Source organism: Halobellus marinus, assembly GCF_032113415.1.
Classification (GTDB): domain Archaea; phylum Halobacteriota; class Halobacteria; order Halobacteriales; family Haloferacaceae; genus Haloquadratum; species Haloquadratum marinus.
In genome coordinates, this window is the sequence record NZ_CP134946.1 from 2577086 (window position 1) to 2603048 (window position 25963).

Consider the following 25963-nt stretch of genomic DNA (forward strand, 5'->3'; position numbering starts at 1 on the left):
GGGTATGGCCCGAGAGACCCTGAAACCCACTATGGCAGATTCAAGCTGGGAGGACGTCGTCGACCTTCCCGACGAGCTCGACGGCGAAACGGCCCAGGAACTGTTCGACCGTGCAACGGAGGTACAGGATATGACCGGCGAGGTGTGTCCGTACCCGCAGGTAGAAGCCAAAAAGGCCATTCAGGGGCTCGAATCGGGCGATCTGCTGGTCCAGGAGACTGACCACGTCCCGAGCACCGAGAACGTCCCGAAGGCGGTCGCTGACCAGGCCGAGGCGAACGTCTGGAAGAGCGGCGACGGTCGATACCGGATCTTCCTCCGGAAACAGTAAGATGGTCGAAGAAGTCTCCACCGAAGAAGTCAAAAAGAAGCTAGAGGCGGGCGAGGACACCCAGATTATCGACATTCGCCAGCCGGCACAGTTCGAGCGTGGACACATTCCCGGCGCAAAGAACATCCCGATGGCCGAACTTCCGCGCCGCGTCGACGAGGTCGAGTGGGGCGACGACGTGGTCGTCGCCTGTCCGATCGGGCAATCCTCCGTCCAGGCGGCACGGCTCATCGGCAGCTACGAGGGCGTCGACGATGGGTCGGCGGTCAAGAGTATGGCCGGCGGGTACCAGGACTGGGACTACGACCTCGAGACCGGCCCCGAGGAGTGCGACGACGACTCCTGACCCGTGATCACGTTCACCCGAGCGGCCTACGACGAGATCGTCTACCAGGGCTACGACGGCGGCGACGAGGAAATCTGCGGCGTCCTCGCCGGTGAGTACGACGAGACTGAGAGCCACGTCGCCGACGTGTATCCGGTCGAAAACGCCGCCGAGACCCCGCAGATCCGCTATGCGATGGATCCCGAAGAGCAACTGGCGGTGATAGAGGAGCTCGAAGCCGCCGGTCACGAGGTCGTGGGGTTCTACCACAGCCACCCATCGGGACCGACGCATCCGAGCGAGACCGACGCCGACCGCGCGACCTGGCCGGGCTACTCCTATGCGATCTGTGCGTTCGACGGGTACCCCTTCCTCGGCTCCTGGCGGTGGACCGGCGACGAGTTCGAGGGCGAGCGCGTCGTCGTCGAGGAGTAGCACCGCTCTCTCGGTTTCAGAGGCGGCACCGTTCGAGTTTCGGTCAATCTCCAGACACTGCACCGGCCGACCGCCGGGAATTTGTGCCCCCGTCCCGAGGAGATCCTATGGCACCTTCGCACGTCCTCGTTCCGCTGGACGGGTCGCCGCTCTCGGACAAGGCGCTCGTCCACGCGCTCGAGACCTTCGACTGTTCGGTGACGGTCCTGAACGTAGTGACGCCGATGGACGCCAATATGAGCGAGGGCGGGATTCTGGAACCGGGAAGCGAGCGCCAGGAGCGCGCCCTCGACAGGGCCGACCGCATCGTCGACCGGGCCAAAACACGGGCCGCCGAGGCCGACCGGGAGGTCGAAACGGCTGTCGAGACGGGGGACCCGGCAGACACTATTCTCGGGTACGTCGACGAGCACGACATCGATCACGTCGTGATGGGCGGCCACGGCGGCGGCCGCAGCGACATCGGCCGCCGGTTGCTCGGAACGGTGGCGACGACCGTGGTCGGCAAGGCGCCCGTGACTGTCACCGTCGTTCGGTGACTCACCCGCCGAGTACCGCAGCGAAGACCTTGTAGAGCCCGTAGCCGATCGTGATCGAGGTGACAAGCGTGATGAGCCAGAAGGCGATCGTCACGCCGATCTTCCGGCGGGAGACGCCCGCCGACCCGCCGGCCAACCCGCCGCCGATGACGCCCGAGATGATGATGTTGTTGAACGAGATCGGGATGCCGAGCGCGATGGCGAGTTGGGCGATGATGAACCCGGGCACCAGCGCCGCGATGGAGCGTCTGATCCCCAGCTGTGCGTACTCCCGGGAGGTGGCCTGGAGGAGTCTGGGCGCCCCCATCCACGCGCCGCCGAGGATGCCGACCGCGCCGAGCGTCAGGAGGACGATCCCCGGCAGGCCGAGTTCGGCGCCGTAGAGGTTTTCGAGCGGCCCCGTCGCGAGTCCGACCTGACTGCCGCCGCTGGAGAAGGCGACGACGCTTCCCAACAGGACGAGAAACGTCCGGACTCCCTTCTCGACCGACGCCTGGGTCCGTCGACGGATGAACTGGAAGCTCACCGCGGCGGCGAGAACGGTCACCAGAACCACTACGGGGTCGACTCCGCCGACAGTGGGAAGCCCCACCAGCCTGCCGAGGAACCCCGCAATAGAGCTCTGTGTGGCGTCGGGCGGCGAGGGAACGATCGCCAACTGGACGTTGGCGATGATTCCGCCGACCAGGGCCGCAAGCAGCGGCACACCGACGGTCTCCGGGATGTCGTCGCGGCGGAGCAGCGTGGCGGTGAGATACGCGAGGCCGCCCGAGACCGGCGGGACGAGCGCCCAGAAGGTCACGATCCGCCGATAGGTGTCGATGGCCGGGTCGCCGCCGAGCGAGAGGCCGACGCCGACCATCGCGCCGGTCGTCGCGAACGCCGCGGGCACCGGATAGCCGGAGTAGACGCCGAACGCCATAAAACCGGTGGCGGTCAGCAGACCGGCCGTCGCCGCGAGCGACGTGATCTGGACGCCGTTTATCAGCCCTGCACCGACCGTCTCGGAGATGGCTCCGCCCTGCGTCAGCGCGCCGAGCGCAGCGAGGATTCCGATGAGGAAGGCCGCACGCATCGTCGAGATGGCGTTGGCGCCGATCGCCGGCGCGAAGGGCGGCGAGTTGCTGTTGGCGCCGAGCGCCCACGCCGTCGCGAGACTGGTGAGTGTCGCCAGAACGACGAGCGCCCAGAAGACCAATCCCGGCACTCTCAGCGACCTCCACGGGGAGCGGTGGCTATCATACCAGGGGATTCAACGAGTACGTGAATAAACGTTCGCCGTGGAGTCGACGTCTGGCTGCTCACCGCGGACAGCGCCGGGCGGCTCGATTCACCCCGAACGCGGCGCGGAACGGTCAGTTCGCGGAGATTTCCGGGTCGCTCTCGCGGGTGATCGCACAGGACTCGGTGTACTCGACGTCGTGGACGGAGTCGATCGCGGGGTCGTCGCCACAGACCGGACACTCGTCTTTCTTGGTGATCTCGACGGTGTCGAACTCCATCTCCAGGGCGTCGTAGAACACCATCCGGCCGTCGAGTAGCTGACCCTTTCCGAGCGTGGCCTTGACCGCCTCGGTGGCCTGGATGCAGCCGACTGTCCCCGGCAGGACGCCGAGGACGCCCGCAGTCGCGCAGTTCGGGACCATCCCGGCGGGCGGCGCTTCGGGGAACATACAGCGGTAACACGGCGAGTCGTCGGTGCCGGCGAAGGTCGTCACCTGCCCCTCGAACTGGAAGATCGAGCCGTGGGAGAAGGGAATCCCGGCGAGCGTACAGGCGTCGTTGACCAGATACCGCGTCTGGAAGTTGTCGGTCCCGTCGACGACGAAGTCGTAGCCGTCGATCAGGTCCTCGACGTTGTCGGGACTCACACGGAGGTCGTGAGTTCGGACGTCGATGTCGGGGTTCAGGCTCGCGACGAACTCGGCGGCGCTGTCGACCTTCTTGCGGCCGACGTCGTCGTTGCCGTGGATGACCTGCCGCTGGAGGTTCGACAGTTCGACCTCGTCGTCGTCGGCGATGCCGATGGTGCCGATTCCCGCCGCGGCCAGATACTGGATAATTGGCGCGCCGAGGCCGCCGGCCCCGAGTACGAGTATCTCGGCGTCGAGGAGGTCCCGCTGCCCCTCCGGCCCCACGTCGTCCATAATGATGTGCCGAGAGTACCGATCGAGTTGTGTCGGGTCGAGATCGAGGCCGCTCATAGACTCTGTTATGAGAGCTTACCGAATAAGCCCGTTGGAGGGGTACACGCCTCGCCGCCGTCGATGACGCGGGCTATACTCTCCGCCACGATGCGATCCGGGAAGCGGAGCCGCTCCTCGGCCTACCGAACGAGCGGCAGAGTTTTTCGGTCCGTCGACGCCGTCACAGGCGCCAGGTCCCCGTTGCCGGTGGCCGGTCATTTTTACGCTCTATCGTCCAAGAGAGTGTATGCCCGAGATCAAGATTCCTGCAGTCCTGGGCGACCGCGGCGCGTCGACGGTCGAAGTCGCCGGGTCGACGCTGGGAGAAGTCTTCGAGAACCACGCCGCCGAGCACGGTCCCGGCCTCCAGAACAGCGTCTTCGAGGACGGCGAGATCAAGGAGTTCATCAACGTCTACGTCGACGGGAGCGAGGTTTCCGACCCGGACGCGTCGGTCGAGGAAGACAGCCGGATCCGGGTGATTCCGGCAGCCAGCGGCGGTACGACAGCGGGTCGACCTTCGTTCTGAGGACCTTCATCACCTCCCTCCCGCGCGAACTGGCCTACGTTTCTCCGTCGTCGCCGAGGTAGCCCTCCCACAGCGGGATGTCGGCGTACTTGTCGCCGCGGTCGCAGAGCATAATCACCACGACGTCGTCGGCAGCGAGACCGACCGTCTCGTGGAGTCGCTCGGCCGCTCGAACGCCCGCGCCGCTGGACGTCCCGACCACGAACTGATCCTCGATGCGGAGGTGTTCTGCGACGGTCTCGTGATCGTACTGCCCGGTGTCGACGACCTCGGGGTTCTCGTCGAGGTAGCGCTCCCGGAGCGCTCGCGCGCGGTCGTAAGCGTCGCCGGTGTCGACGTAGAGCTTCTCGTCGAGGACGGACTCGTCGTACGTTTTCGGGTGGTAATGCTCGCCGGTTCTGAGGTATTTGAGCCCGTCGATGGCGTGCAGCGGGTTCGCCGGCTCGAAGCCCACGACGGTCACGTCGCCGCGGTCGTGGAGGCCGCGGCCGGTGCCGGTGACCGTTCCGCCCGTCCCCGCGCCGGCGATGAAGTGCGTCACGTCGCCGTCGGTCTGCTCCCAGATCTCCGGGGCGGTCGTCCGCTCGTGGGCGCCCGGGTTGTCGGGGTTCTCGTACTGGTTCGGTCGGTAGTATCCCTCGGGGTCGCTGGCGACGAGTTCCTCGCAGCGTTCGATGACCGCGTCGTAGCCCTTGTCGGCGTCGACGAAGTGGATCTCCGCGCCGGCGTCGCGGACGGCCTCGATCTTGCCGCCGCTTGCGTTGTCGGGCATCACGATCTCGACGTCGTACCCGCGTTCGGTCGCCAGGCGGGCGATCTCGCTGCCGGTGTTGCCGCTGGTGGGTTCGATCACGGTCCGGTCCGGCGTCAACTCGCCGGATTCCTCGGCGCCGTCGAGCATCTCGCGGGCGATCCGCGATTTGATCGAGCCGCCCCCGTGGTCAGCGGTATAGAGATTGAACCACTCGACTTTTGCACAGACCGTCGCAGGGACCTCCACGTCGAGTTCCACGAGCGGCGTCCGGCCGATTCGGCTCTCGTCGATCGTCGTGTCAGTCATCGTGTGTCCTCCGTGGTTGAGCCCGATAAGCGGTACGTCCGGCTCTCGCCATCAGATCGCACAGCCGACCTCCCGGTAGAGGTAGTGGGTCATCACGTACGTTCCGAGAATGATCCCCAGGCCGGCAAGAAGCGAGTGCAGCGACAGCAGCGCGACACCGCTGAACAGGTTCGCGATGTTGCAGCCGGGCGCGAGTCGGGAGCCGACGCCCATCAGCAGTCCGCCGACCACGGGGTTGTGCAGGCGCTGGACCTTCGGCCAGCGGAGGCGGAAGTCGCCGGAGGCCTTCGCCGCCAGGAAAGAGCCGACGATCACCGCTGCGATCATCAGCATATCGATGGTGACCGAGATGTCGCCGCCGCGGAACAGCACCGAGCCCCAGTACTCGACGTTTCCGACGTCGACGCCGCCTTGTGCGAGGAGCCAGCCCGCCCACTTGGCCTCGCTGCCGGTGATCGCCCACGCGCCGTACACCCAGAACCAGACGCTGGCGACGAGCGCCAGCCCGATGCCGGCCGTCCGGGCGTCCCACGAATCCCGCAGGCGGGCCGCGACGGGGCGGTCGTCCTCGACGAAGCCGCGGAGGTAGGTCCGCGTGCCCTCGCCGAGTTCCCTGAGGCCGACGCCGAGCGCCGTCAGCGAGCGCGTCGGCAGCGTCGCCTGCGCGCGGGTTCCCGAACCGGCCTCGGTGCCGCGTCGGGGTTCATCCGGTAGCGACGCCCGGCCGCGGACGAACGCGTACAGCAGAACCAGCACCGCCGTCACGAGCACGCCCGTCAGCGCCGGCGGCCACGGGAAGGCGAGATACAGCGTCGCCCCTTCGCCGAACCGCAGCGGCTCGAAGTACACCGAGCGGAGCGTGGGGAACGCGTACGCGAAGAGCACGTAGCCGACCCCCATAAACAGGAGCGTGATCCAGAACTGGACGTACCCCTGCCCGGCGCGGTAGAGGGTCCCCGAGGCACACCCGCCGGCCATCGTCATCCCGATCCCGAAGACGAACCCGCCGAAAAGCGACGCGAGACCCCACGCGGGGGTCCAGAAGCCGCGAAAGTACCCCAGGGTGGCCTGCGCGCTCCAGAACAGCGTCATCACGAGGACGCCGGCGATGACGCCCTTCAGCACGCGGGTGTCTTTGAACGCCACGAAATCGCGGAAGGCACTCACGAAACAGAACCGGGCCTTCTGGAGGAGGATCCCGAAGGCGAGTCCGACGCCCACCGAGAGGACGACGTACGCGAGCGGCGAGAGAGTCGGCATACCAGCACATACACACGCGGCCAAGTTCCCTTGACGGTCTAGTACAGCCTTGCCCCCTCACGCAGGTACCAGCAACAAGAACCGGTTTCGGAGACAACGGGCAACGCAGGGGTGTGCCGGTGTCCCTATCTCCCCGGACCCGTTATGGCGCCCTATGACCGAGGACGCTGTAGACGAGAATCTCTATCCGAACCGCGGAGAGAGTGACTCGACGTCGGGCGTATCGCGTCGGCGACTGCTGGCCGGTTCGGCCGCGGCCGGCGCGACCGCGACAGCCGGGTGTACCGGTGCTATCACTGGATCGGACGGGGGCGGCGACGAGGCGGCCCCCCCGACGGTGTTCGTGTTCAACACGGGCGACAACACCGTCAGCGTGATCGACGCCGAGAACGACGAACTGCTCACCACGACGTATCTCGGCGCGACGGCGTCGTTCCCGTCGAACCAGTTTCTCCCGAACCTCCTCGACAGTGCCGACGATGCGATGTGGCTGAACGTCAATAATGGCGTCCGGGCGGTCAACGCCGGGTCGCTCTCGGAGATGACCTCGCTCGATACGGGATCCGGCGCGAACTGGCAGGAAGTGACGCCGGACGGGTCGCATCTCGTTGTCAGCGCCCGCGAACCGACACACAAACAGTACCGCCTCGACGCCGATCCGGGGTCGGACTCCTTCGGCGACGTGACGGCCGAGATCGACAGGAAACCCGAGGGCGGCCGCGGCGACAACGACGGTCCGGGGCCGTGTGACGTCTCGATCCACCCCGACGGGGAGTACGCGTACGTCCCGGACATCTACGCCGACACGCTCTCCGTCATCGACATCGCCGACTTCGAGGTCGTCAACCAGGTGTCGGTGTCGCCGGTCGGCGGCGCCGACGCCGTCGCGCCGTGGATGGACACCGTCTCGTGGGACGGCGAGACGCTCCTCGTCGAGAACAACGAGGGCGAGGCCGGCACCGAGAGCATCTGGGACATCAGCGACCCGACCGAACCCGAAGAGCGCGTGCGACTGACGAACGACGACGGCCTCGGGGAACTGCCGCTGACCAGCGAGATCGGCCCCGACTCCGAGATCGGCTACGTGTTCACCGCGAACTCCGAGAGCGTCACGGTGCTGGACATCCCGGCGGGCGAGGTGATCGAGTCGATCGACCTCGGCGGCTCGGCGTTCGTCGGCACCTGGGACCCGGCGGGCGAGAAACTGTACGTCCCGGTACAGACCAGTGACGAAGTGAAAGTCATCGAACACGCCTCCCGTGAGATCGTCGAGACCATCTCCGTGGGCGCGAAGCCGTACGGCGCGACCGCCGGGCGCGTTCGGCCCGAAGACGACACCGCCGGGAACCTGATGGCGACGATGGCGACCCTCGGCGTCGAACTCTCCGATGCGGGGACGACGTACTGCATCGGCAACTGCGCCTGCGGCCACCAGCTGTAGATGAGCGACGACGGCTACGAGGTCACGCGACGGTCGCTACTCGCCGCGGCGGCGGGGACGGGCGTCGCGAGCACCGCCGGCTGTGCGGGAATTACGACCCCCACCGACGTCGCAAGCGCCGCCAGCGTCGAGGGCAACGTCGGCTACTTCCGGGGCGCCTCACAGATCGACGCCGATGACGCGGTGTTCCTCGATGCGCGCTCTGCGGAACAGTACCGGAACGAGCACGTCTACGGCGCACGCCACGCCCCGGTCGAGAAGCTCACGGCGAGAACGGAGACCGACGCGGGACGCGTCCCCGACGTGGACGCGATCTCGGCGTCGCTGGAATCGATCGGCGTCTCCCGGGACGACGACATCGTCGTCTACGGCAGCAGCGTCGGCTCGCGCGTCTCCCGGGTCGTCTTCGCGCTGAAGTACCTCGGCCACGGGGGCGACGTTTGGGTCCTGAACGGCGGGTACGAGGCGTGGAACGGCCGCGTCGGCGTCGGCCGGCGGAGCCGCGACCCGACGACCTACGAAGCGGAACCCCAGGACGATCTGATCGTCACCCGGGAGTGGCTCTCGGAGCAACTCGGCTCGTTCAACGACGGCGGCCCGGGACTCGTCGACGTCAGACCGCCCGAGGCGTATCTCGCCGCGCGGCAGTCCGACGCGCTCGTCGCGTCGAACGACCGGCACGGCCACATTCCGGGTGCGATCGACGTCCACTGGACGGGGAACGTCGACGGCCGGACGATGACCGAGCCCGCGACGCTCGCGGAACTGTATTTCAGTGCCGCCGGCCTCGATCAGTCGGGGACGATCGTCGTCTACGGGCAGGGCAACATCGACCCGACGAACACGTGGCTGATGCTCCGTGCACTCGGCGCCGCGGACGTCAGACTCTACGACGGCGGGTTCGGCGAGTGGGCGAACGTCGGGGAGTCGCTGCGCGGCGACTACCCCGTCGAGACGAAGACCACGACCGTCGTCGAGACCAGCGGCTCCGTCGGCGGCGGCGGGGACGGCGGGTTCTCCTGTACGGGCTGATGCTCGTCGCCGTGCCCTGTTCGGAGGACGACTGCGTCGTCCTCCTGGACGCCGAACGCGGAACCGAACAGGGCCGGATCGCCGTCGGCGCGCACCCGGTCCACCTGACGACGGTCGACGGGCGGACCTTCGTCGCGACGATGGGCGAGCGTGCCGTGAGCGTCGTCGTCGACGGCCGGGTGGAGCGCGTCGAAACCGGCGTTCTCGGCCCGTCACACTTCGCGACGACCGACGGCGAGGTTCTCGTCCCGTGTACCGGCGGCGACGTGCTGACCGTCATCGACGTCGAGCGACTGGAACTCCGCGACCGGATCGGTGTCGGCGCCGAACCCCACGACGTCGCCGTCCGCGACGGCCTCGCGTTCGTCGGGAGTCGCGCGGACGGGACTGTGACCGTCGTCGATCCCTCGGGCGGGACCGTCCACGCGACGCACGAGTTCGACCCGGAGGCCCGCATCCAGGGCGTCGAGGCCGCCAGCGAGTACGTCTACGCCGTCGATCAGCGGAACGCCCGCCTGCATCGGCTGACGGTCGAGGGCATCGAATCGTCGTGGGATGTTGGCGCAAACCCTTACGACGCAGTCGTCGACGACTCGCGGGTGCTCGTCGCCGGTCGGGGTGACGGAACGGTCACCGAGGTGCCGCGAGGTGCGACGGGAGAGTCGGGGCCGGGCGAGGCCCGGACTCGCGAGGTCGGGGGAACGCCCGCCGATGTCGCTCTCGCGGCCGGAAGCGCGTGGGTGCTGGACCGTGAGCGACCGCGGCTAGTCGCGCTCGATGCCGACCGATCCGGGGAGCGGCAGACTGTCGACCTGCCGTTCCCGTCGTTCGCCGCGGCAGTCCATCCGACGGACGACACGCGCCTGTACGTCTCTCACTACGACGACGACGCCGTGAGCGCCGTGGACGTCGCTGCGGGCCGCGTCACCTGGACGGCGGAGACGGCCGCTCGACCGTTCGAACCCGAAGTGATCTAACGGGCCAATCCGAGACGCGGCGGGTCGGTGAGATAACGAACCGGCTTAGTCGCGGCGGGCGAGTAAGCCGGCAGCAACGAGCAGACAGACGACGAACCCGCCGAACGCGAGGTCGTAACTACCGTAGGTCGCGACGATTCCGACGTACGCGGGGCCGAGCGCGTTCGCGGTCAGAAATAACGCTCGTGCCGCGCCGATATCCGCACCCATCCCGCCGGCGGGCGCCCCATCCAGGATGATCGCGTCGGCGAGCGGGAACCCGGTCTTGTACCCGAGCGCGAGCAGCCCCACAGCCAGCCACACAGCGAGGTTAGCGGAGGCGACGATGAGGGCGATCAGCCCCGCAGCGGCGACCAGGAGCCCGGAGACACCCACCCCACGGCGCGAGAACCGATCGCCGAGGGTTCCGGCGATGGGCTTCACCGCGAAACCGACCGCGAAGACGATGGCGAACGTCAGCCCGGCGAGGCTCTCGGAGAACCCCTTCGTCGCCGCGAGGTACGTCGGGACGAAGTTGATGAAGCCACCGACCATGAAGTAAAACAGCGCGAACGCGACGAGCGTCTCCCGCTGCTGGCTGCTTTTCACCAGCCGTGCGACGGTCCCTTTGAGATCCAGGGACGGTTCGCCCACCCGGTACCCCTCCCGCGTGATCGCCGCGTAGACCACGGTGAGGATCCCGAGACCGATGGCGACGGGGAAAAACGGCGTCCGCCAGGTGAAGTACGTCAGCGCGATGACCGCGATTCCCGAGGAGAGCAAGCCCCCGACGTCGGTGCCGGCGGCGTAGATCCCGAGCGCACGCCCCCGCTTTGCCGTGAAAAGGTCTGAGAGCAGCGCCCGCGAGGGGCTCGCGAAGAATCCCTTGCCGACCCCGACGACGATCGCCGCGAGCATAAACGTCGACAGTCCGGCCGTCAGCCCGAAGAGCGCAAAGCCGATCGTGAGGGTGATCAACGCGGGTACGAGAAGCGTCGTCCGCGTCCACCGATCCGAGTACTCGCCGGCTGGATACTGCGTCAGCGCATAGGCGACAGTGAAGACCGACAGCGCGATCCCCGCCGTCGCTTCCGTGATCCCGAGGTCCGTGATGATCGTCGGCAGAAGCGGCGACAGGAGAAACCGGCCGGTCTGGAGGATCGCCCATCCCAGTGAAACCGTCACCAGCATTCGTCGCGCGTAGCCGGACGTCTCGGTCACAGTCTCGCGTCGTCGTCGAACCGTAAGGTGGCTTCCGATTTGATCGCGCGTATGTCGGGCAATGTCATCCGGTCGTCAGGTTCAGTCCTCGTGCTGGGACGGCCGAATGAGGTAGTTCAGGCGAAGCCTGCGGCCACGGCTCCGCTCAGAGGTTGGAGGCGCTCTCGCCGCCGTCGATCGGGAGGGCCACGCCGGAGAGAAACGCGGATGCCGGCGAGGAGAGGAACGCGACGGTTCGTCCGAGGTCCATCGGCTCACCGAGGCGACCGACCGGAATCTCCGCGCTGAGTTCCCCGGTAGCCGCATCGTAGTTCTCGTACTCGCCGCGCTCGATCCGCTCTTCGACCACCTCTTCGACACGCGGAGTTTCGTGGGTTCCCGGCAGGACGGCGTTTGCGCGGATCTCCGGAGCGAGTTCCGTCGAGATGGTCTTTTCGAGACCGACGACGCCCATCCGGACGGAGTTCGAGAGCGCGAGGTCGTCGACAGCTTCCTTCACCGTAATCGACGCGATGTTCACGATCGTCCCGCCGTCGCCGTCCCGGAGGTGCGGTGCCGCCGCGCGGACTGTGCGGACCACGCTCATCACGAGGAGGTCGAACGCCTCGTACCACTCCTCGTCGGTCGTTTCGAGAAACGGTTTCGCGGGCGGGCCACCGGCAGAGGTCACGAGGTGGTCGAGCCCTCCGAACTCGTCGACCGGTCGCCGGACGAGCCCCTCGATCTCGTCGGGTTCGGTGAGGTCCGCAGCGTGGCCGATCACGGTCGCACCGTCGGCCGCGTCCCCGCGAACATCCTCCACGGCGGCAGCGAGTCGCTCCTCGTCGCGGCCGTTCAGGACGACGTTCGCGCCGTCGGCGGCGAGCGCCCGTGCCGAAGCCTTCCCGAGACCGCTGCTCGACGCGGTCACAAGTGCCGCGTTGTCCGTCAGTTCCAGATCCATAGCCGTAGGTGTGGAGGCTGGGACAAAAGCGTTGATAGCGCCACGAGGGAAATGCCAGGTGTGCGAGGGATTTTTATCTCGCGAACTGTAAGGCGTCGACTCGCAATGAGCGACTCAGACAGTATCGACGAAGCGTTCGAGCGGGTTCGCGAGGCGGTCGACAACGCCACAGCCGAGGCCGAACAGATAACCGAAGAGGCCCAGTCCGAAGTCGAAGACGCGATCGACAGCCTCGAAGAGCGGATCGAGGCGCTCAAAGACTGATCCGCGGCAGTACCTTCGAGGTGTCAGGGTTCGGAACAGTCGAATTTAGGTGACGACTACTTGAGATCAGCACCCGTGGCCGTTTCGGTGCTGATGATCGGTCGCGTTAAGTTAGAGGATGAGGCGTTCGAGTTCTGAGTGTCTATGGCAGAATCCGAACGCCTCAGCGGATGTATCGAGTGGATCGACTTGTCGTTTGTGGAGCGAAAGCGGACTCCCGAGTGGGCGATTCAAGTAGGCATCCGGTGTCATCTTGCAGGTATGTCAACAAGGGATGCCAGTCAGTTTCTCGATGAGTTGGGAGTCCAGCGGAGTCACGTCGCTGTTCACAACTGGGTGCACAAGGCTGATCTACAGCCGATTTCAACGGTAACTGCGGATCAGGTCGCGGTGGACGAGAAAGTGATCCGCGTCAACGGCGACGACTACTGGCTGTACGGTGCCGTCGATCCCGAAACAAACGAAATATTGCAGTTCAGACTATTTCCGACGACAACAAAACAGACAACGCGATGGTTTCTGGCCGATCTACATCGACGATATCAGCTGGATGGAGTCGAGTTTCTCGTCGACGATGCCGATTACTTAGTCAATGTCCTTGATGAAGACGGATACCGATTCCAGATGATTTCACACGGGAATCGGAATGCCATCGAACGTGTCTTTTGGGAAATAGAACGACGAACGTCTTCGTTTGCAACGAGTTTTAGCCATATCAACCCACCGACAGCAGAATCGTGGCTCCAAGCCCTCGCTGTCCGTCACAACTCACGCTAAAATTAACACGACCTGATGATCTCGCGGTCTTATCCGTCGAGGCCGCTCGTAGATTCGAGTCGTCGGACGCGGACCGCGAGTGCGAGAAACGTCGCGAGGAGCGTCAGACTGACTGCGGCGGCAGCAGCAATGTCGTGTGCGAGGACGTCGTGGTCGCCGGGACCGACCAGTCTCGGCCCGAAGTACGAGTGGTGATAGGTGCCGACGATGGGGAGAAAGTAGTCGACGACGTCGTTGAACCCGAACCAGCCAGCGGCGACGCCGACGGCTGGAACGGAAAAGTCCGCGTATCGGTAGATCACGAACGCCTGCAGCCCCATCCCGAAGTGGCTGACGAGGAGAAACCAGTGATAGGGGTCCCCGGTAGCGAGCACGTTGTTGATCGTGAGTTGGACAATCACCACCCAAAAGCCGTACTTGAGATTTCCGACGAACGCCAGGGCGTGAATCCAGTTCCGGTTCCGCCCGATCCGCCAGGACACGAGACTCGCGATCATCAGAAGCGTCGCTACCGGGCTGTCGGGCACGAAAGGCCACATCACCGGCGCCGTGTTCATGAGCTGAAACCGGTAGTACCAGAATCCGAACGCGGTGCCGGCGAGATTGATGGCGACGATCACCCAGGCGAACCGGAGTGTGAGCGTTTCGATCCGCGTGGGCAACGGGGCGAGATATGCCGGGAGATCGTCTGCAGCGGGGAGCGAGGCCATCGTGGTTACTGGGTCCGGGAGAGCGGCTCAGCTATAGGGATAGCGATACTAACGGGATCGACACCAACTGGCCGTCGGCGTCGCCGCGAGGCGTCGACGTCTCGGTCGGACACGGCCGATACTTCGACGGCGCAGCGTTAAGAGTTGACGGAGAGCGCAGCGTCTCGGCAGACCGTCTAGAATCACCGCCTCCGGTTCCCGGTGGCCGTATCCGCTCATACTGATTACTCTCGTCTCTTCCCGCCGAGCGCCGTCAACGAGGGTTGCGCTCGGCGGTAAACAGTGAGAGTAATCAGTATCAGTTGAACTCGGAGCCGCCTGGACCGTCGGCAGACGGCGTCCCTCCGGATGCGTGGCGGCGGATCGTCAAGAACAGGTTACCCGCAAAGAGCGCGAACCCGACGGTCGACAGGCTCCCGGCGAAAAGGAGCAGGGCGGTCGTTCGCGATCCGAGGATCGGGGCGGGAAGCGCCTCCGCGAGGACGAGGAGCCCACAGCCGACGACGAGCGCGGCCAGATCGATCCGCGCCAGTCGGTCGTCGTAGAGGTCGTCGATCATCGGCACCGACTCGAACCCCAACCGGTCGCTGTAGCGATCGACCCAGACGATGAAGGGAATGACGTGATACAGCGTGCCCGCGACGACGAAGCCCACGATGCCGAAGAGGAGCAGATGAGCGGTCCCGGCCGCGCCGAACGTCGCCGCCGGGTCCAGCGGGTCGGCGATCCACGCGGGGATGGCGAGCACCGTCCAGAGGATCATCGCGACGGCAGAAACAGCGTACCGTCGCAGCATCGGGTTCCACTGGACGGCGGTCTCGACGAGGCGACGGCCGAGAACCAGCCCCAGCGACGCGACGCCGAGGGCGACCAACACCCCGCCGACCCGAGCCACGAGCGCGGCCTCGAACAGCCGTCCGGTCGCAAGGAGGACGACGCCGATCGGATACCCGATTTCCTCGAACCGTTGCAGCGGGATGTCGAGGCCGTGGAGATCAGACTGGGTGAACATCGTGCCGAGTTGGTACAGGGCGCCGAAGACGGTCGTCAGGACGGCACCGAAAACCGCAAGCGTCGCGTGGGCATCCCTGAGGCCGGAGCGCGAGACTGGGAGATCCGCGAGGACCGGTCGGGTGTAGCCCACCGCGAGCACGAGACCGAAGGCCGTCACGACGAGGAAGAATCCGAGCGCGAGCGCGAAGTGCCGTTCCGTCACGTCCCACGGACGGACAGAGAGCAGCGTCCGCCCGACGTTGTAGACGAAGGTCCAGAACCCGACGAGCAACACGCCGCCGAAGACTGGCAGCCACGCGTAGTAGCCGCCGAGCAGACAGCCGACGAAGCCCGCCAGCCCGCCGGTGACGGCCCACAGTTGCAGTCTCGACAGACGCCGGGAGTACAGCGTCGTGCCGGACCAGACCGGAACGAACTGCGTCATCGCGCCGAGGATCGTGACACACACCCACCCGGCAAGAAGGAGATGCACGTGCGCGAGTGCAGCGGTCCCGGGAAGCACGCCGAGCGACGAAAGGACGCCCACGACCGCGCCGGCCAGGAGAAAGCCGAGGCCGACGAGGAAGTGCCGTAGCGGAATCGCCGTCGGCGGCCCCGCGTCCGTCTCGACCCCTGCAGGTATCGCGCCCATATCGACGTCTCAGTGGCGAAGCCGCCTGTATATCCGGGCGAATATGTTCGTGAACAGCGTTAGGCCCGTCGGCGGCGTCCGTTCGACGATGACTGACCGGGAGGCGGAACTCGAAACCCTCGCCGAGCGAGCGTGTGAGTACGACGCGGTCGCAGATGCGTTCATCGCGAAAAGCTTCACCGATCGCCTGCTGGTTGTCGATCTCGAATCGGACGAAAGCGAGGTTCCATCGGGCCTGATCGCACTCTTCGAGGAACACGGCTGCTACGGTGCTAACGAGGTGTACGACCGCGACGAGGCGGATGGCTCCTCGGCAGGTACTTTCGGCGACACCACCAGACACCAGTTCGTCGACAGCGAGACGCGCGGCGAACATCAGTCCTACGTCGTCGATTAAAGCCGTCGAAGGGTGAGGTAACGGCCGAATATGTTCGTGCGAACGCCGATCCCGCCCTGGCCCCTCGGGACAAACGATGCCACAGATCGACATCGACGGATCTCGGGACTACGTCGCGGAGGGTTTCGGCGCCAACGGCGTGTTCCGAAGCGAGGGAAGCAAAGTCGTCTACGCCTGCTTCGAGCCCGGGCAGTTCATCCCGGTGCACGCGCCCGACAGTGACGTCGTCGTCGACGTCCGTACCGGGGGCGGACTCGTCAGGGAGGGAGAGCGGGAGCACCGCGTGGGCCCCGGCGACGTTGTCGCGATCGAAGCCGGCACGCGGCGAGGGATACTCGCGGACGAGGGCGAGCGGCTGGAAGCCCTGCTCGTGACCGCACCACCTCCGACGGATGCGGAGCACGAACCCGTCAGACGCGGCCTGCGGAACGACGAGTTCGAGCCATCGCTCTCGGATCGGGAAGTCGACGAGGAATCCGCCGCGCAAGGAACAGAGGTCGACTGATGACGGAGATCGAGCATCTCGCGACGCTCGATGGACAACCGCACGCAAACGTGTTCCCGTCGTCGGAGCCGAAGACGATCCGACTGACGCTCGCGGCCGGGGAGGGGGTCGACCCGCACACCCATCCCGGCCGCGACGTCGTCCTCTACCTGCTGGAAGGGGCGATCGAGCTACACCTCGACGAAGAGACGCACTCCTTGGAAGCTGGCGATATCGCCAGATTCGACGGCGAGCGAGAGATTTCGCCGGTTGCAACGGAGTCCAGTACGGCGCTTGTCGTTCTGGCTACTCGCGCGACAGAATAGCGGACGGAGCCGGGGTTCGCTCGACGTCGATGACAGCGACGTGATTACTGACTCCGGCGGCGGTCGACCGACTGCCGCTGAACTGAGACCGTCAGCGCAAAAGCGGACGTTTCGAGGACGATTCTCCAGTGGCTGTGGCAACTGCAGACGGCGACAGGTCACCGCCGCCGGTGCTGGTCAGCCTCACTCCGGATCGGCGTCGAAGATCTCCGGCCGTTCTTCGCCCTCGGCGCGGACGACCGCCATACAGCCCTTCCGTGCGACCCGCGAGAGGGAGTGGTCGACGATCTTGAAGTCGCCGGGGACCGGCGAGTTCATCGTCGCGATCGTCGTGCTGCCCGGCGGGACTTCACGCGTCTGGATGTGCGTCTGTGGCTCCGTGCTTAGCGAGCCGTCCGGGTAGAGCTTCTCCCAGACGCTGCCGATCGGGTGGAAACTGCTCGCGAGGTTCGGCCCACCGTCGACAAAGAATACCCGGACGGTCTCGTCGGTCTCGGCCGTCACAGCCGGGCCGTGGACGCCCGGCGTCCAGGCGTACTTCTCGCCGTTCATCAGGACGTACGACGGCTCCTCGTTCCGCATCGCTTCCATATCGAACTCGTGGTGGCCGTCCGTGCCGGCCGCCTTGTCGGTGTAGAGTTCGTGCTGGCCGAGATACATCTCGTGGTCGACCTCGGGCATTCCCTCTTCGGGTTCGACGAGGATGATCCCGAACATTCCGGCGCTGATGTGCATGTCCAGGTTCGGGACGGCGCAGTGGTAGATGTACGCTCCGGGGTAGGTGGCCTGGAATCGGAGTTCTGCGGACTCGCCGGGCGCAGTCGTCGTCGCTTCGGCACCGCCTCCGGGGCCGGCGCAGGCGTGGAAGTCCACGTTGTGCGGCAGCGAGTTCGATTCGGGGTTCTCGAACGTCAGGTTCACTGTGTCGCCCAGGCGCACCCGGATGAACGGTCCGGGCACCTGGCCGCCGTAGGTCATATACGTGAAGGTGACGCCGTCTTCGATTTCGGCGGTCACCTCTTCGGACCGCAGCGTGATGTCGTGTTCCGTCGGCGCGTCCCGATCGATCGGATCGGGGATGTCGGTCGGATCCGCCGCGATCCGGTCGACGTCGGTCGGCGCTGGTGTGCTGGTGTCCTGGACCGTCGTCGCTGTCGATCCGCCCGCCGTCGGTGCGTTCGAGGCACAGCCGGCGACCGATGCAGCGCCGCCGAGTCCGAGGGCTTGTAACGTCCGGCGTCGGGTGACTTCGAGCATTTGTGTTCAACCTCTGTTTGGACGAAGGACCCCGGATTGCGTATAAGAGGTGGTCGGTTCTCCTCTCTATGGGATAGCACGAACATATTCTGCTCGCACATTAATAGAAAATCCGGAGAAAGCGGACGAACGATCAACAGTCGTCGCTTCTGGACCACACATACGCTCCATTTCGAGATCAGTCGGGTCTCACCGAAGCGACGGAGTCGTTCGATCAATCCTATTCGGACGCCGGGCGCCAGATGGCGGTGACGACGCCCTCGTCGGTCTCGACGGTCTGGTAGGCGATCCCCTGGTCGTCGAGTTTCGGGAAGAGGAACTGCGGGACTCGGTCGTTGAGCTGGACGAACACGCTCGATTCATCGAGGTCAGACAGGCGATTCATCGTCTCCTGGAGCGGTTCCGGCGGCGGCAGGTCACGCGCGTCGAGGAAGTCGATTGCGCGATCAGCCGAGACGTCGACGTCCGCGAGGTAGGTTTCGGGATTCATACACCGGAGATAGACCGCCGATCCTCAGATAAGCGACGCCGAATATGTTCTCCACGGTGGTGCGGATCGCAGTCGAATATATTCGGCATACCTATCTGGACCCCCGAGGTCGTACGCTCATCTATATGACTGCGCCTCAGGATCAATCAGGGACAGCGAAGCCTGATTCGAGTACGGGATCCGAGCGAGCAGGACCGCCGGGTGACGGTGGAAGTCGACCGAGGAAACCACCGGATCCGAGCGCGATCGATACCAGTCGTCGGCCGTTCGTCCTCGTCTGGGAGGTGACGCAGGCGTGTGATCTCGCCTGCGACCACTGTCGGGCGGACGCCCAACCGGCGCGGGATCCCGCGGAACTCACCACGGAGGAGGGAAAACGGCTGCTCGACCAGGCGCGGGCCTTCGGGGAGGGCCAGCTCGTCGTGCTCTCCGGCGGCGACCCGCTGGCCCGTCCCGATCTGATAGAACTCGTCGAATACGGGACCGAGCAGGGACTCAGGATGACGCTGACCCCCAGTGGAACGTCGTCGCTGACGCCGGAAGTGATCGAACGACTCGCCGAGGCGGGGATCGAGCGGTTGGCGTTGAGTCTCGACGGCGCCTCGGCGGCGTCCCACGACGACTTCCGCGGCGAATCCGGGAGCTTCGCACAGACCATCGAGGCAGCGGAGGCCGCCACGCGCGCCGGGATCCCGCTGCAGATCAACACCACCGTCTGTGCGGCGACAGCCGGGGATCTGCCGACCCTTCGCGACCGCGTCGCCGACCTCGGGGCCGTGCTCTGGTCGGTGTTCTTCCTCGTCCCGGTGGGACGCGGCCGCGTGCTCGATCCGGTCTCCCCCGAGCGGGCGGAGGAACTCCTGACGTGGCTCTCGACGGTGAGCGAGGACGCGCCGTTCGGTGTGAAGACGACGGAGGCGCCGCACTACCGGCGTGTCGCCATCAAGCGCCGACGCGACGCCAGCGACGCGCCGTCTGCCGACGAGATCGGCCGCCGACTCGGGATCAGAGCAGGCGACGGCTTCGCGTTCGTCAGCCACACCGGGGAGCTGTATCCGTCCGGATTTCTCCCGGAGTCGGCGGGGTCGGTCCGGAACGGCGGACTCGTCGAACGCTATCGCGAGAGCGACCTCTTCGAGTCGCTTCGGGACCCCGACGAGTTCCGCGGGAAGTGCGGGGCCTGCGAGTTCCGCCACATCTGCGGCGGCAGCCGTTCCCGGGCGTACGCGTACACAGGTGACCCCCTGGCGAGTGATCCCCTGTGTGCCTACGTACCAGACGGGTACGAGGGATCGATGCCGGCGGGATGGGCGGACTGACGGCAGCTTCTCCGCGACACCGTTTTGGCGAACAGTCGGCACGGTCGCGTCCCGCGTCGGTGTGCCGAACGATCGCTGCCCGACGCGGGGTGGTTCCTACGTCACGGAGACAGTGGCCTCGTTATCGCATAAAAATGCTCGGCGGAAGCGGACGGAGACTGGTGCGGCAGCGAAAACGAGGAACCCGGTTCAGTCGTCGCTCAGCACGCCTTCCGCGACCGCCATATCGTCGACGGTCGGATCCTCCTCGGAGACGCGAAGGACGAACCGTTTCCTGATCAGGTCGGCCGCGTAGATCGCGGTGCCGAGGATGATGAGCGTGTCACCGGGCAGCCGCGCCCAGAACAGCGACTGGATGATCGGCTGATTGTAGAACGCCAGACTGCGTCCCGCGGCGTACCCCTGGGTAAACACCGCCTCGAGCTGGAGGAACCCGACCGGGAGCACGGAGACGAACACCATCAGCGCGAGGCCGACGTTCCAGCACCAGAATGCCGCACGCAGCCACGAGCCGTCCCAGCGGTCGGGTTCGATCGCGATCTGGAGCATATACGTGACCATCCCGAGCGCCAGGAAGCCGAACGCGCCGAACATCGCCGCGTGGGCGTGACCGACCGTGAGGTAGGTCCCGTGCTCGTAGTAGTTGATCAGCGGGAGGTTGATGAAGAAGCCGAGCACCCCGGCCCCGACGAAGTTCCAGACGCCGCTGGCGACGATGAACAGGAAGGGGAGCCGGTAGGGGAACTCGTCGGCCGACATCGCGCCGTACTGGCCGAGCGCCTCGTAGAGGATGAACACAAGCGGGAGGAGTTCGAGCGTCGAAAAGACGCTCCCGATGGGGACCCACATATCGGGCATCCCGATCCACCAGTAGTGGTGGGAGACGCCGATGACGCCGGTCCCCATCACGAGCAGCGCCTGGAGCATCACGGCCTTCTCGGCGCTGCGACGCGACAGCAGGTTCATCGAGACGAGCGTCAGCCCGACGATGGCGACGATGAAGAACTCGAAGGCGCCCTCGACCCACATATGGACCACCCACCACCGCCAGAACTCGGTGACGGCGATGTTCGTCGAGGGCGTGAAGAGGAACCCCGCGGTGAAAAGCAGGGCGATCGAGCCCCCGGCGTAGAGGATCATATGCGCCAGTCCGTAGAGCGGTTCCCGGTCGAGCAAGGGCTTCAGCCCTCTGACCGCCAGGACCGCCCAGATTCCGAAGCCGACGAGGATGCCGAACTGCCAGATCTTCCCGACTTCGAGGTATTCGAGCCCCTCGTTGCCGAGGAGCCACCACATTTCCCCGTCGATGTAGCCGTTGGATCCGAACCAGATGCCGGCGAGGCCACCGACGACGACCACGACGATCGCCACCAGCAGGCCGTCGACGTACGTCGACTGGTTCGCGGGCTCGTGGCCCGTCAAGAGCGGCGGGAGAAAGAGTCCCGCGCCCAGCCACGTCGCCGCGATCCACAGGATCCCGAGGTCGATGTGCCAGGTCTTCGCGATTGCAAAGGGGAGCAGTTGCAGAATGTGGACGCCGAACAGCTTCTCGATCCCGAAGAAGCCCGCACGCTCGATATAGAAGTGCGCGAGCAAGCCGCCGAGCAGGACCTGGGCGAGGAACAACCCGGCGGCGACCGGCACGAATCGGAGCGCCGAGCGCTGGCTGGGGAAGACGCTCACGTCCCCGGGTTCGGGGACCGAGATGCCGTCGGCCTCCGGTTCGGGCAGTTCCACCGAGCGGTACAGCCAGATGCCCGCGCCCGCGCCAGCGACGAGCAGCACCATCGCGATGACGCTCCAGGTCATCGCGGCGGGCGTGGCGTCGTTGCCGGCGCCGGGCTGGTAGGGCCAGTCGTTGGTGTAGGAGTGGGAACTCCCGGGCCGATCGGTGTGAGAGAACCACGCGGTCCACATCGCGAAGTCCGCGAAGTCGCGGGCGTCGGACGCGGAGTGGATCATCGATTTGGGCACGCCGCGCTCGTGAGAGCCCTCGTGGTACCGCTCGACGTACTCCTCGCGGACCTGCTCGTGGGCGTACAGTTCGGCCGCGGAGTACTCGATGGCGCCGTCGTAGGCGCCGTCGAGGTCCTGTTTCACGACGTCACCGATCGCGGCCCGCTGCGCGGAACTGAGGTCGTCGTAGGACTGACCGTGGCGTTCCTGCGCGTAGTACTCGCGCATATACTGGGTCTTCAGCGCCAGCGCGTCGGCTGTGTAATCAGTCCCGTAGTACGCGCCGTTGCCCAGGATCGAGCCGTGATTCATCAGACCGTTCTTCTGGAACGTCCGCTTGCCGTCGCGGATCTCCTCGCCCGTCAGGACAACCTCGCCGTCGGGCCCGACGACTTCCTCGGGGATCGGCGGCGCCTCCTGGTAGGCGAACCAGGCGCCAGCCCCCATCACGACGAGATTGAAAACGAATACGGCGACAATGGCTTTCGCGATCGTTTTGCGTCGGAGCTTCATACACGTGGAGGTCCGGGACGGACGGTATACAAACGGGAGACCGATTTTCGAATCGGCCGCGACACGCCGAACATATTCGTTTCACTCCGGAAGCGGAGTGTGACCTGCCGCCAAAAACCGGAAGACGGTCGTCGTCGATTCCGGGCCGGATTGGTTCCGCTGCTAGCCTTCGTAGCCCGCGTACTCCATCAACTGCGCGAAGATATCGGTGTCCATCGCGTCCTCGTAGACGACGCCGCCGAGCATTCCGCCCGGGTAGAAGCCGCCGTTCATCACGTGGTTCACCTTGTGGCAGTGCAGCAGGTAGATCCCCGGTTCGGCATCGGCGGTGAACTCGATGGTGTGCCGTTCCGCGGGCGCGACGTTCGTGATGTCCATATCATACCGAGCGCTCTCGGGAATCGTACCACCGTCCTTCTCGGTCAGCTGGAACCGGTGGTTGTGGATGTGCAGCGGGTGGCTCATATAGCCGTTGTTGGCCAGGTGAAGCCGGACCTGATCGCCCTCGCTGACGATGATGGGCGACCCGTCCTCGGGGTGCAGCGTCCGCGGCGCGCTCTTGCCGTTGACGGTGAAGACGTCGGGGTTGCGATTCCGGGGGTCGTAACTGGCGTCCTCGCCGGCCATCATCCGCGAGAGCCGGGAATCCCAGTCTTTGACCGTCATAAAGTACTCCCGGTCGGCCGGTTCGTAGCCCTTCGGGTCGACCCGGAAGATGCCGTACATCCCCATCTCGATGTGCCGGTGGGTCTGGTAGTGGCAGTGATACAGGTGCGTTCCGGGAACGTTCGCCGGAATGGTGTACGTGTGTTTCTCGCCCGCGTCCACGCGGATGCCCGTCGTCGTCGGGACGCCGTCGTCCTTCCAGGCCTTCCGGACGCCGTGGAAGTGTAGCGTGTGCGGCCGCTTGCCCTCGGTGTTGTCGAGGGTGACCTCCATATCCTCTCCCTCCGTTGTCCGGAGGATCGGCCCCGGAACGCTCGGGTCGCCGTCGCCGGCCTGGAACGCCCAGACCTGCGGCAGTTCGACCGGTCCGCCCATCGTTTCGAGCGGATGCGCCGAGTGCCGAGCGGGGAGGGATTTCATCGTGACAGATCCGCCCTGCTCGTCTACGTTCACTACCTCCGGCGGACTCGTCGCCGGCAGTGAGGCGTCCTGTGCCGCCGCGGTGGCGGTTTCTTTGTCCAGCGCGTCCTGCCGCCGATCGTTCGTCGGTGCGGTACAGCCCGCAAGACCGAGAATACCCCCGCCGCCCGTGGCGGCGACGAACTCGCGACGGGACATCGTCGATCCGGGTGCGCCAACGTATCTTCCCATTACACTCGATGCTGAGGGTGGGAAAGCCGTATAAGGTCGATCCGCTTCCAGTCCGTCCGGAGGAGATCGAATATGTTCGGGGTAGCGCCGAACCGGTTCACGGTCGAATGCACACGCGTAAGCGCACCAGGATCGACCGTAGCCCTTACACCCGGTCCCTTCCGACGATAACGGAGGCCCGGTCCCCACCGAACTGATGTCCGAAAACCCACTCTCTGACGCGCTGGAGCCCGATCCGTCGACAGTGTTCGCTGCGCTCAAAAACGGACAGTGTCAGCAGGTGCTCCGCTCGCTCGATACGCCGATGACGGCCGCCGAAATCGCCGAGGCCTGCGATCTCCCGCGGTCGACGGTGTACGGCAAACTGGAACGGATGGTCGAGGCCGGCCTCCTCCGGAAACACGACCGGGAAGAGGCCGCACGGTATACGGTCGACTTCGAGGAGGTTGTGGTGCGAAACCCGAAGGGCGATCTGGAACTGGAGGTCACGCCGCCGTCGCGATCGGCCGCAGAACAGCTTTCGGAGCTCTGGGGCAAAGTGCGCGCTGAATCCCGGGACGAGTAACGCCGCCGGTCGGGACGGGTAGTGCCGCTGAACGGGGCGATTACTGTCGCTGACGCGAAAGAATGTTCCGGCAGTTTCCGGCCGACAGTATCATACTGACTGCACTCACCGATTACCGCCGATCGCCACTCCCGTTGGCGGTGATCGCCGGGAAGCGACGAGAGCAGCCCGTATCACTCGTTCACTCGATCTGCTCCGCCGGATCGCTCTTTCAACAAGACGAAGAGGCCGAACAGCCCCGGCGACGCCAGCGCGAGGGCGAAGACGCCGCCGAGCACGAGGCCGCCGAGTCGGCGCGCCCCGGGATCGCCGAACGGCGCGGCGACGGATTCGGTTCCGCCGCCGGAGCCGTCTCCACTCCCGCCGCTTTCGCTCACGACGACTGCGCCTTTCATTCCCAGCGTCTCGTGGGGGACGCAGACGTACGTGGACGTGCCCTCGCTCTCGAAAGTGTGTTCGAACGTGTGCCCCGCTTCATCGACCAGCTCCGACTCGAAGGCGCCGTCGGTGTCGACGACGTTGTGGGAACTGCCCGCCCCCGTCCACTCCCAGGTGACGGTCGTTTCCGGAGTCACGCGGATCGCCGCCGGGCCGAATCCGAACGCCCCGTCGTTGGCCTCGACGCCGACCTCCACTGTCACCGCGTCGCTTTCGGTCCGGTCGACGACGCCGTCGTAGTTAGAGACGTTGTCGAACCACGCCTCCAGGTCGGTCCCGTCCGACTGGGCGCTGGCCGTCGCCGGGACGGCACCGGCTGCAGCGGTTGCCGCAACGCCGCCACCGATCGCACGGAGCGCGCCACGCCGGGATATCGTTCGGTCGTCTGTCCGCTCTTCGCTTCGGCTGTCCGTGACAGCTGATTGATCGTCGTCGCACTCCGGAACAGGGGGTTCAGTTGCGGTCATTGGCTGGGAGATGATACGCTCCTCACGGGGATAACCCGGCCGACCGTTCCCGCTCAGATCGTTCTGGCCCGAACATATTCGCAGGTACTTTACTCAGCGGGCGTCCAGTAGCTACCGACAACGATGCCCCGGGCAACACTTTCGCTCGACCTCCCCGAACAAGTATGGGTCTCGGCGCTGTCCCGACAGTATCCGGCCGCCGAGTTCACTGTCCTCGCAGCGATGCCCGCAGACGAAACGGGTGTCGGGCTCGTCGAGATCTCCGACGACGACATCGAACCGATTGTGACGACGATCGACGGGTACGAATCGGTCGTGTCTGTCACGATCTTAGAGGCGCAGGCGGATCGAGCGCTCGTCCAGTTCGAGACGACGGAGCCGCTTTTGATCCAGTCGCTCAGCGAGGCCGGCATCCCGCTCGAGCTACCGATCACCATCGTCGACGGCGAGGTGACGGTCGAACTGACCGCGCCGCGGGAGAAACTCTCCGAACTGGGTTCGCTGCTCGACGGGTTCGGAATTCCGTTCGAACTCATCTCGATCACGCAGTCGATCGATACCCAGTCGTTGCTCACAGAGGATCAGTACGACCTGCTCGAAACCGCGATCGAACATGGGTACTACGACACTCCCAGAACCTGTACGCTCACCGAGTTGGCCGAAAAGGTCGGGCTCGCGAAGTCGACGACGAGCGAGAAACTCCACCGCGCGGAAGGCAAAGTGATGAAGAAGTTCATTGGTCGGGAAGAAGCGGAAATCGTTTGAGAGCCCGGATTCTCG

The 25963-nt window shown here is 65.7% G+C and carries 29 protein-coding genes; 16 read left to right on the forward strand and 13 right to left on the reverse strand.

The genetic code is table 11. The features are described from left to right. The first annotated feature begins 31 nt into the window (after positions 1 to 31). The 4 genes from RJT37_RS12830 (at position 32) to RJT37_RS12845 (ending at position 1630) form a co-directional block, all read left to right on the forward strand. Positions 32 to 331 (forward strand): sulfurtransferase TusA family protein, encoded by a 300-nt coding sequence (locus tag RJT37_RS12830; protein WP_313685025.1) that lies wholly within the window; start codon positions 32 to 34, stop codon positions 329 to 331. 1 nt (position 332) lies between these two features. Next, complete coding sequence (locus RJT37_RS12835) at positions 333 to 677, forward strand: rhodanese-like domain-containing protein (protein ID WP_313685027.1); 345 nt, start codon at positions 333 to 335, stop codon at positions 675 to 677. Between the two features lie 3 nt (positions 678 to 680). After that, on the forward strand, positions 681 to 1091 hold the full coding sequence (locus RJT37_RS12840) for a desampylase (RefSeq protein ID WP_313685029.1): 411 nt from the start codon (positions 681 to 683) through the stop codon (positions 1089 to 1091). A 107-nt stretch (positions 1092 to 1198) separates the two neighbouring features. Beyond that, a complete protein-coding gene (locus tag RJT37_RS12845; RefSeq protein ID WP_313685031.1) occupies positions 1199 to 1630 on the forward strand; it encodes a universal stress protein in 432 nt (143 codons plus the stop codon). Position 1631: 1 nt separating this feature from the next. Here RJT37_RS12845 and RJT37_RS12850 read toward each other — a convergent pair whose 3' ends face one another. Together RJT37_RS12850 and ubaA are read right to left on the reverse strand one after the other, a co-directional pair. Continuing rightward, positions 1632 to 2837 carry an inorganic phosphate transporter gene (locus RJT37_RS12850; RefSeq protein ID WP_313685033.1) on the reverse strand — a complete coding sequence of 402 codons (1206 nt, stop codon included), beginning with the start codon at positions 2835 to 2837 and terminating at the stop codon, positions 1632 to 1634. Between the two features lie 148 nt (positions 2838 to 2985). Then, positions 2986 to 3834, reverse strand: coding sequence for an SAMP-activating enzyme E1 (gene ubaA / locus RJT37_RS12855; RefSeq protein WP_313685035.1), 849 nt, complete (start codon positions 3832 to 3834; stop codon positions 2986 to 2988). A gap of 229 nt (positions 3835 to 4063) precedes the next feature. On the opposite strand from ubaA, the gene RJT37_RS12860 reads away from it, so the two are divergent. After that, positions 4064 to 4345, forward strand: coding sequence for a MoaD/ThiS family protein (locus RJT37_RS12860; protein ID WP_313685037.1), 282 nt, complete (start codon positions 4064 to 4066; stop codon positions 4343 to 4345). 34 nt (positions 4346 to 4379) lie between these two features. Here RJT37_RS12860 and RJT37_RS12865 read toward each other — a convergent pair whose 3' ends face one another. Together RJT37_RS12865 and RJT37_RS12870 are read right to left on the reverse strand one after the other, a co-directional pair. Beyond that, the gene (locus RJT37_RS12865; RefSeq protein WP_313685039.1) at positions 4380 to 5405 is read right to left on the reverse strand and encodes a PLP-dependent cysteine synthase family protein; all 1026 of its coding nucleotides are present in this window, start codon (positions 5403 to 5405) and stop codon (positions 4380 to 4382) included. Between the two features lie 51 nt (positions 5406 to 5456). Further along, positions 5457 to 6665, reverse strand: coding sequence for a YeeE/YedE family protein (locus tag RJT37_RS12870; protein WP_313685041.1), 1209 nt, complete (start codon positions 6663 to 6665; stop codon positions 5457 to 5459). A gap of 154 nt (positions 6666 to 6819) precedes the next feature. Between RJT37_RS12870 and RJT37_RS12875 the strand changes: the two genes are divergently transcribed. Genes RJT37_RS12875 through RJT37_RS12885 form a run of 3 tightly spaced genes read left to right on the forward strand, consistent with a single transcriptional unit; the run spans position 6820 to position 10115 of the window. Continuing rightward, a complete protein-coding gene (locus RJT37_RS12875; protein ID WP_313685043.1) occupies positions 6820 to 8106 on the forward strand; it encodes a YncE family protein in 1287 nt (428 codons plus the stop codon). After that, positions 8107 to 9138 (forward strand): sulfurtransferase, encoded by a 1032-nt coding sequence (locus RJT37_RS12880; protein WP_313685045.1) that lies wholly within the window; start codon positions 8107 to 8109, stop codon positions 9136 to 9138. Then, positions 9138 to 10115, forward strand: coding sequence for a YncE family protein (locus RJT37_RS12885; protein WP_313685047.1), 978 nt, complete (start codon positions 9138 to 9140; stop codon positions 10113 to 10115). The genes RJT37_RS12880 and RJT37_RS12885 overlap by 1 nt, the downstream gene beginning before the upstream one ends. Positions 10116 to 10160: 45 nt before the next feature. Here the strand turns inward: RJT37_RS12885 and RJT37_RS12890 are convergent, their stop codons facing one another. Both RJT37_RS12890 and RJT37_RS12895 read right to left on the reverse strand, forming a co-directional pair. Beyond that, positions 10161 to 11285: an MFS transporter gene (locus RJT37_RS12890; protein ID WP_313689965.1), complete on the reverse strand. Its 1125-nt coding sequence runs from the start codon at positions 11283 to 11285 to the stop codon at positions 10161 to 10163. Positions 11286 to 11460: 175 nt separating this feature from the next. Next, the gene (locus RJT37_RS12895) at positions 11461 to 12258 is read right to left on the reverse strand and encodes an SDR family oxidoreductase (RefSeq protein WP_313685049.1); all 798 of its coding nucleotides are present in this window, start codon (positions 12256 to 12258) and stop codon (positions 11461 to 11463) included. A 105-nt stretch (positions 12259 to 12363) separates the two neighbouring features. On the opposite strand from RJT37_RS12895, the gene RJT37_RS12900 reads away from it, so the two are divergent. Both RJT37_RS12900 and RJT37_RS12905 read left to right on the forward strand, forming a co-directional pair. Further along, positions 12364 to 12522, forward strand: coding sequence for a hypothetical protein (locus RJT37_RS12900; protein ID WP_313685051.1), 159 nt, complete (start codon positions 12364 to 12366; stop codon positions 12520 to 12522). Positions 12523 to 12666: 144 nt separating this feature from the next. After that, entirely contained in the window at positions 12667 to 13299 is a 633-nt protein-coding gene (locus RJT37_RS12905) for an IS6 family transposase (protein ID WP_313685053.1), read from the forward strand. A 29-nt stretch (positions 13300 to 13328) separates the two neighbouring features. Here RJT37_RS12905 and RJT37_RS12910 read toward each other — a convergent pair whose 3' ends face one another. Both RJT37_RS12910 and RJT37_RS12915 read right to left on the reverse strand, forming a co-directional pair. Further along, on the reverse strand, positions 13329 to 14009 hold the full coding sequence (locus RJT37_RS12910) for a DUF1405 domain-containing protein (protein ID WP_313685055.1): 681 nt from the start codon (positions 14007 to 14009) through the stop codon (positions 13329 to 13331). 298 nt (positions 14010 to 14307) lie between these two features. Further along, a complete protein-coding gene (locus RJT37_RS12915) occupies positions 14308 to 15654 on the reverse strand; it encodes a hypothetical protein (RefSeq protein WP_313685057.1) in 1347 nt (448 codons plus the stop codon). A gap of 88 nt (positions 15655 to 15742) precedes the next feature. Between RJT37_RS12915 and RJT37_RS12920 the strand changes: the two genes are divergently transcribed. The 3 genes from RJT37_RS12920 (at position 15743) to RJT37_RS12930 (ending at position 16861) form a co-directional block, all read left to right on the forward strand. Beyond that, a complete protein-coding gene (locus RJT37_RS12920) occupies positions 15743 to 16051 on the forward strand; it encodes a hypothetical protein (protein WP_313685059.1) in 309 nt (102 codons plus the stop codon). Positions 16052 to 16127: 76 nt separating this feature from the next. Beyond that, on the forward strand, positions 16128 to 16556 hold the full coding sequence (locus tag RJT37_RS12925; protein ID WP_313685061.1) for a cupin domain-containing protein: 429 nt from the start codon (positions 16128 to 16130) through the stop codon (positions 16554 to 16556). Continuing rightward, positions 16556 to 16861: a cupin domain-containing protein gene (locus RJT37_RS12930; protein WP_313685063.1), complete on the forward strand. Its 306-nt coding sequence runs from the start codon at positions 16556 to 16558 to the stop codon at positions 16859 to 16861. Before RJT37_RS12925 ends, RJT37_RS12930 begins: the two co-directional genes overlap by 1 nt. 183 nt (positions 16862 to 17044) lie before the next feature. On the opposite strand, the gene nirK is transcribed toward RJT37_RS12930, so the two are convergent. Next, a complete protein-coding gene (nirK, locus tag RJT37_RS12935) occupies positions 17045 to 18118 on the reverse strand; it encodes a copper-containing nitrite reductase (RefSeq protein WP_313685065.1) in 1074 nt (357 codons plus the stop codon). Between the two features lie 220 nt (positions 18119 to 18338). Continuing rightward, entirely contained in the window at positions 18339 to 18608 is a 270-nt protein-coding gene (locus RJT37_RS12940) for a DUF2249 domain-containing protein (protein ID WP_313685067.1), read from the reverse strand. Positions 18609 to 18733: 125 nt separating this feature from the next. On the opposite strand from RJT37_RS12940, the gene RJT37_RS12945 reads away from it, so the two are divergent. Further along, a complete protein-coding gene (locus RJT37_RS12945; RefSeq protein WP_313685069.1) occupies positions 18734 to 19927 on the forward strand; it encodes a TIGR04053 family radical SAM/SPASM domain-containing protein in 1194 nt (397 codons plus the stop codon). 189 nt (positions 19928 to 20116) lie between these two features. Here RJT37_RS12945 and RJT37_RS12950 read toward each other — a convergent pair whose 3' ends face one another. Both RJT37_RS12950 and RJT37_RS12955 read right to left on the reverse strand, forming a co-directional pair. Beyond that, positions 20117 to 22396 carry a nitric-oxide reductase large subunit gene (locus RJT37_RS12950; protein ID WP_313685071.1) on the reverse strand — a complete coding sequence of 760 codons (2280 nt, stop codon included), beginning with the start codon at positions 22394 to 22396 and terminating at the stop codon, positions 20117 to 20119. Between the two features lie 162 nt (positions 22397 to 22558). Further along, positions 22559 to 23713 (reverse strand): multicopper oxidase domain-containing protein, encoded by a 1155-nt coding sequence (locus RJT37_RS12955; RefSeq protein ID WP_313685073.1) that lies wholly within the window; start codon positions 23711 to 23713, stop codon positions 22559 to 22561. A gap of 196 nt (positions 23714 to 23909) precedes the next feature. On the opposite strand from RJT37_RS12955, the gene RJT37_RS12960 reads away from it, so the two are divergent. Beyond that, entirely contained in the window at positions 23910 to 24278 is a 369-nt protein-coding gene (locus RJT37_RS12960) for a helix-turn-helix domain-containing protein (RefSeq protein ID WP_313685075.1), read from the forward strand. Positions 24279 to 24451: 173 nt separating this feature from the next. Here the strand turns inward: RJT37_RS12960 and RJT37_RS12965 are convergent, their stop codons facing one another. Continuing rightward, a complete protein-coding gene (locus RJT37_RS12965; RefSeq protein ID WP_313685077.1) occupies positions 24452 to 25183 on the reverse strand; it encodes a halocyanin domain-containing protein in 732 nt (243 codons plus the stop codon). A 123-nt stretch (positions 25184 to 25306) separates the two neighbouring features. On the opposite strand from RJT37_RS12965, the gene RJT37_RS12970 reads away from it, so the two are divergent. After that, positions 25307 to 25948 carry a helix-turn-helix domain-containing protein gene (locus RJT37_RS12970; protein WP_313685079.1) on the forward strand — a complete coding sequence of 214 codons (642 nt, stop codon included), beginning with the start codon at positions 25307 to 25309 and terminating at the stop codon, positions 25946 to 25948. Positions 25949 to 25963 lie beyond the last annotated feature (15 nt).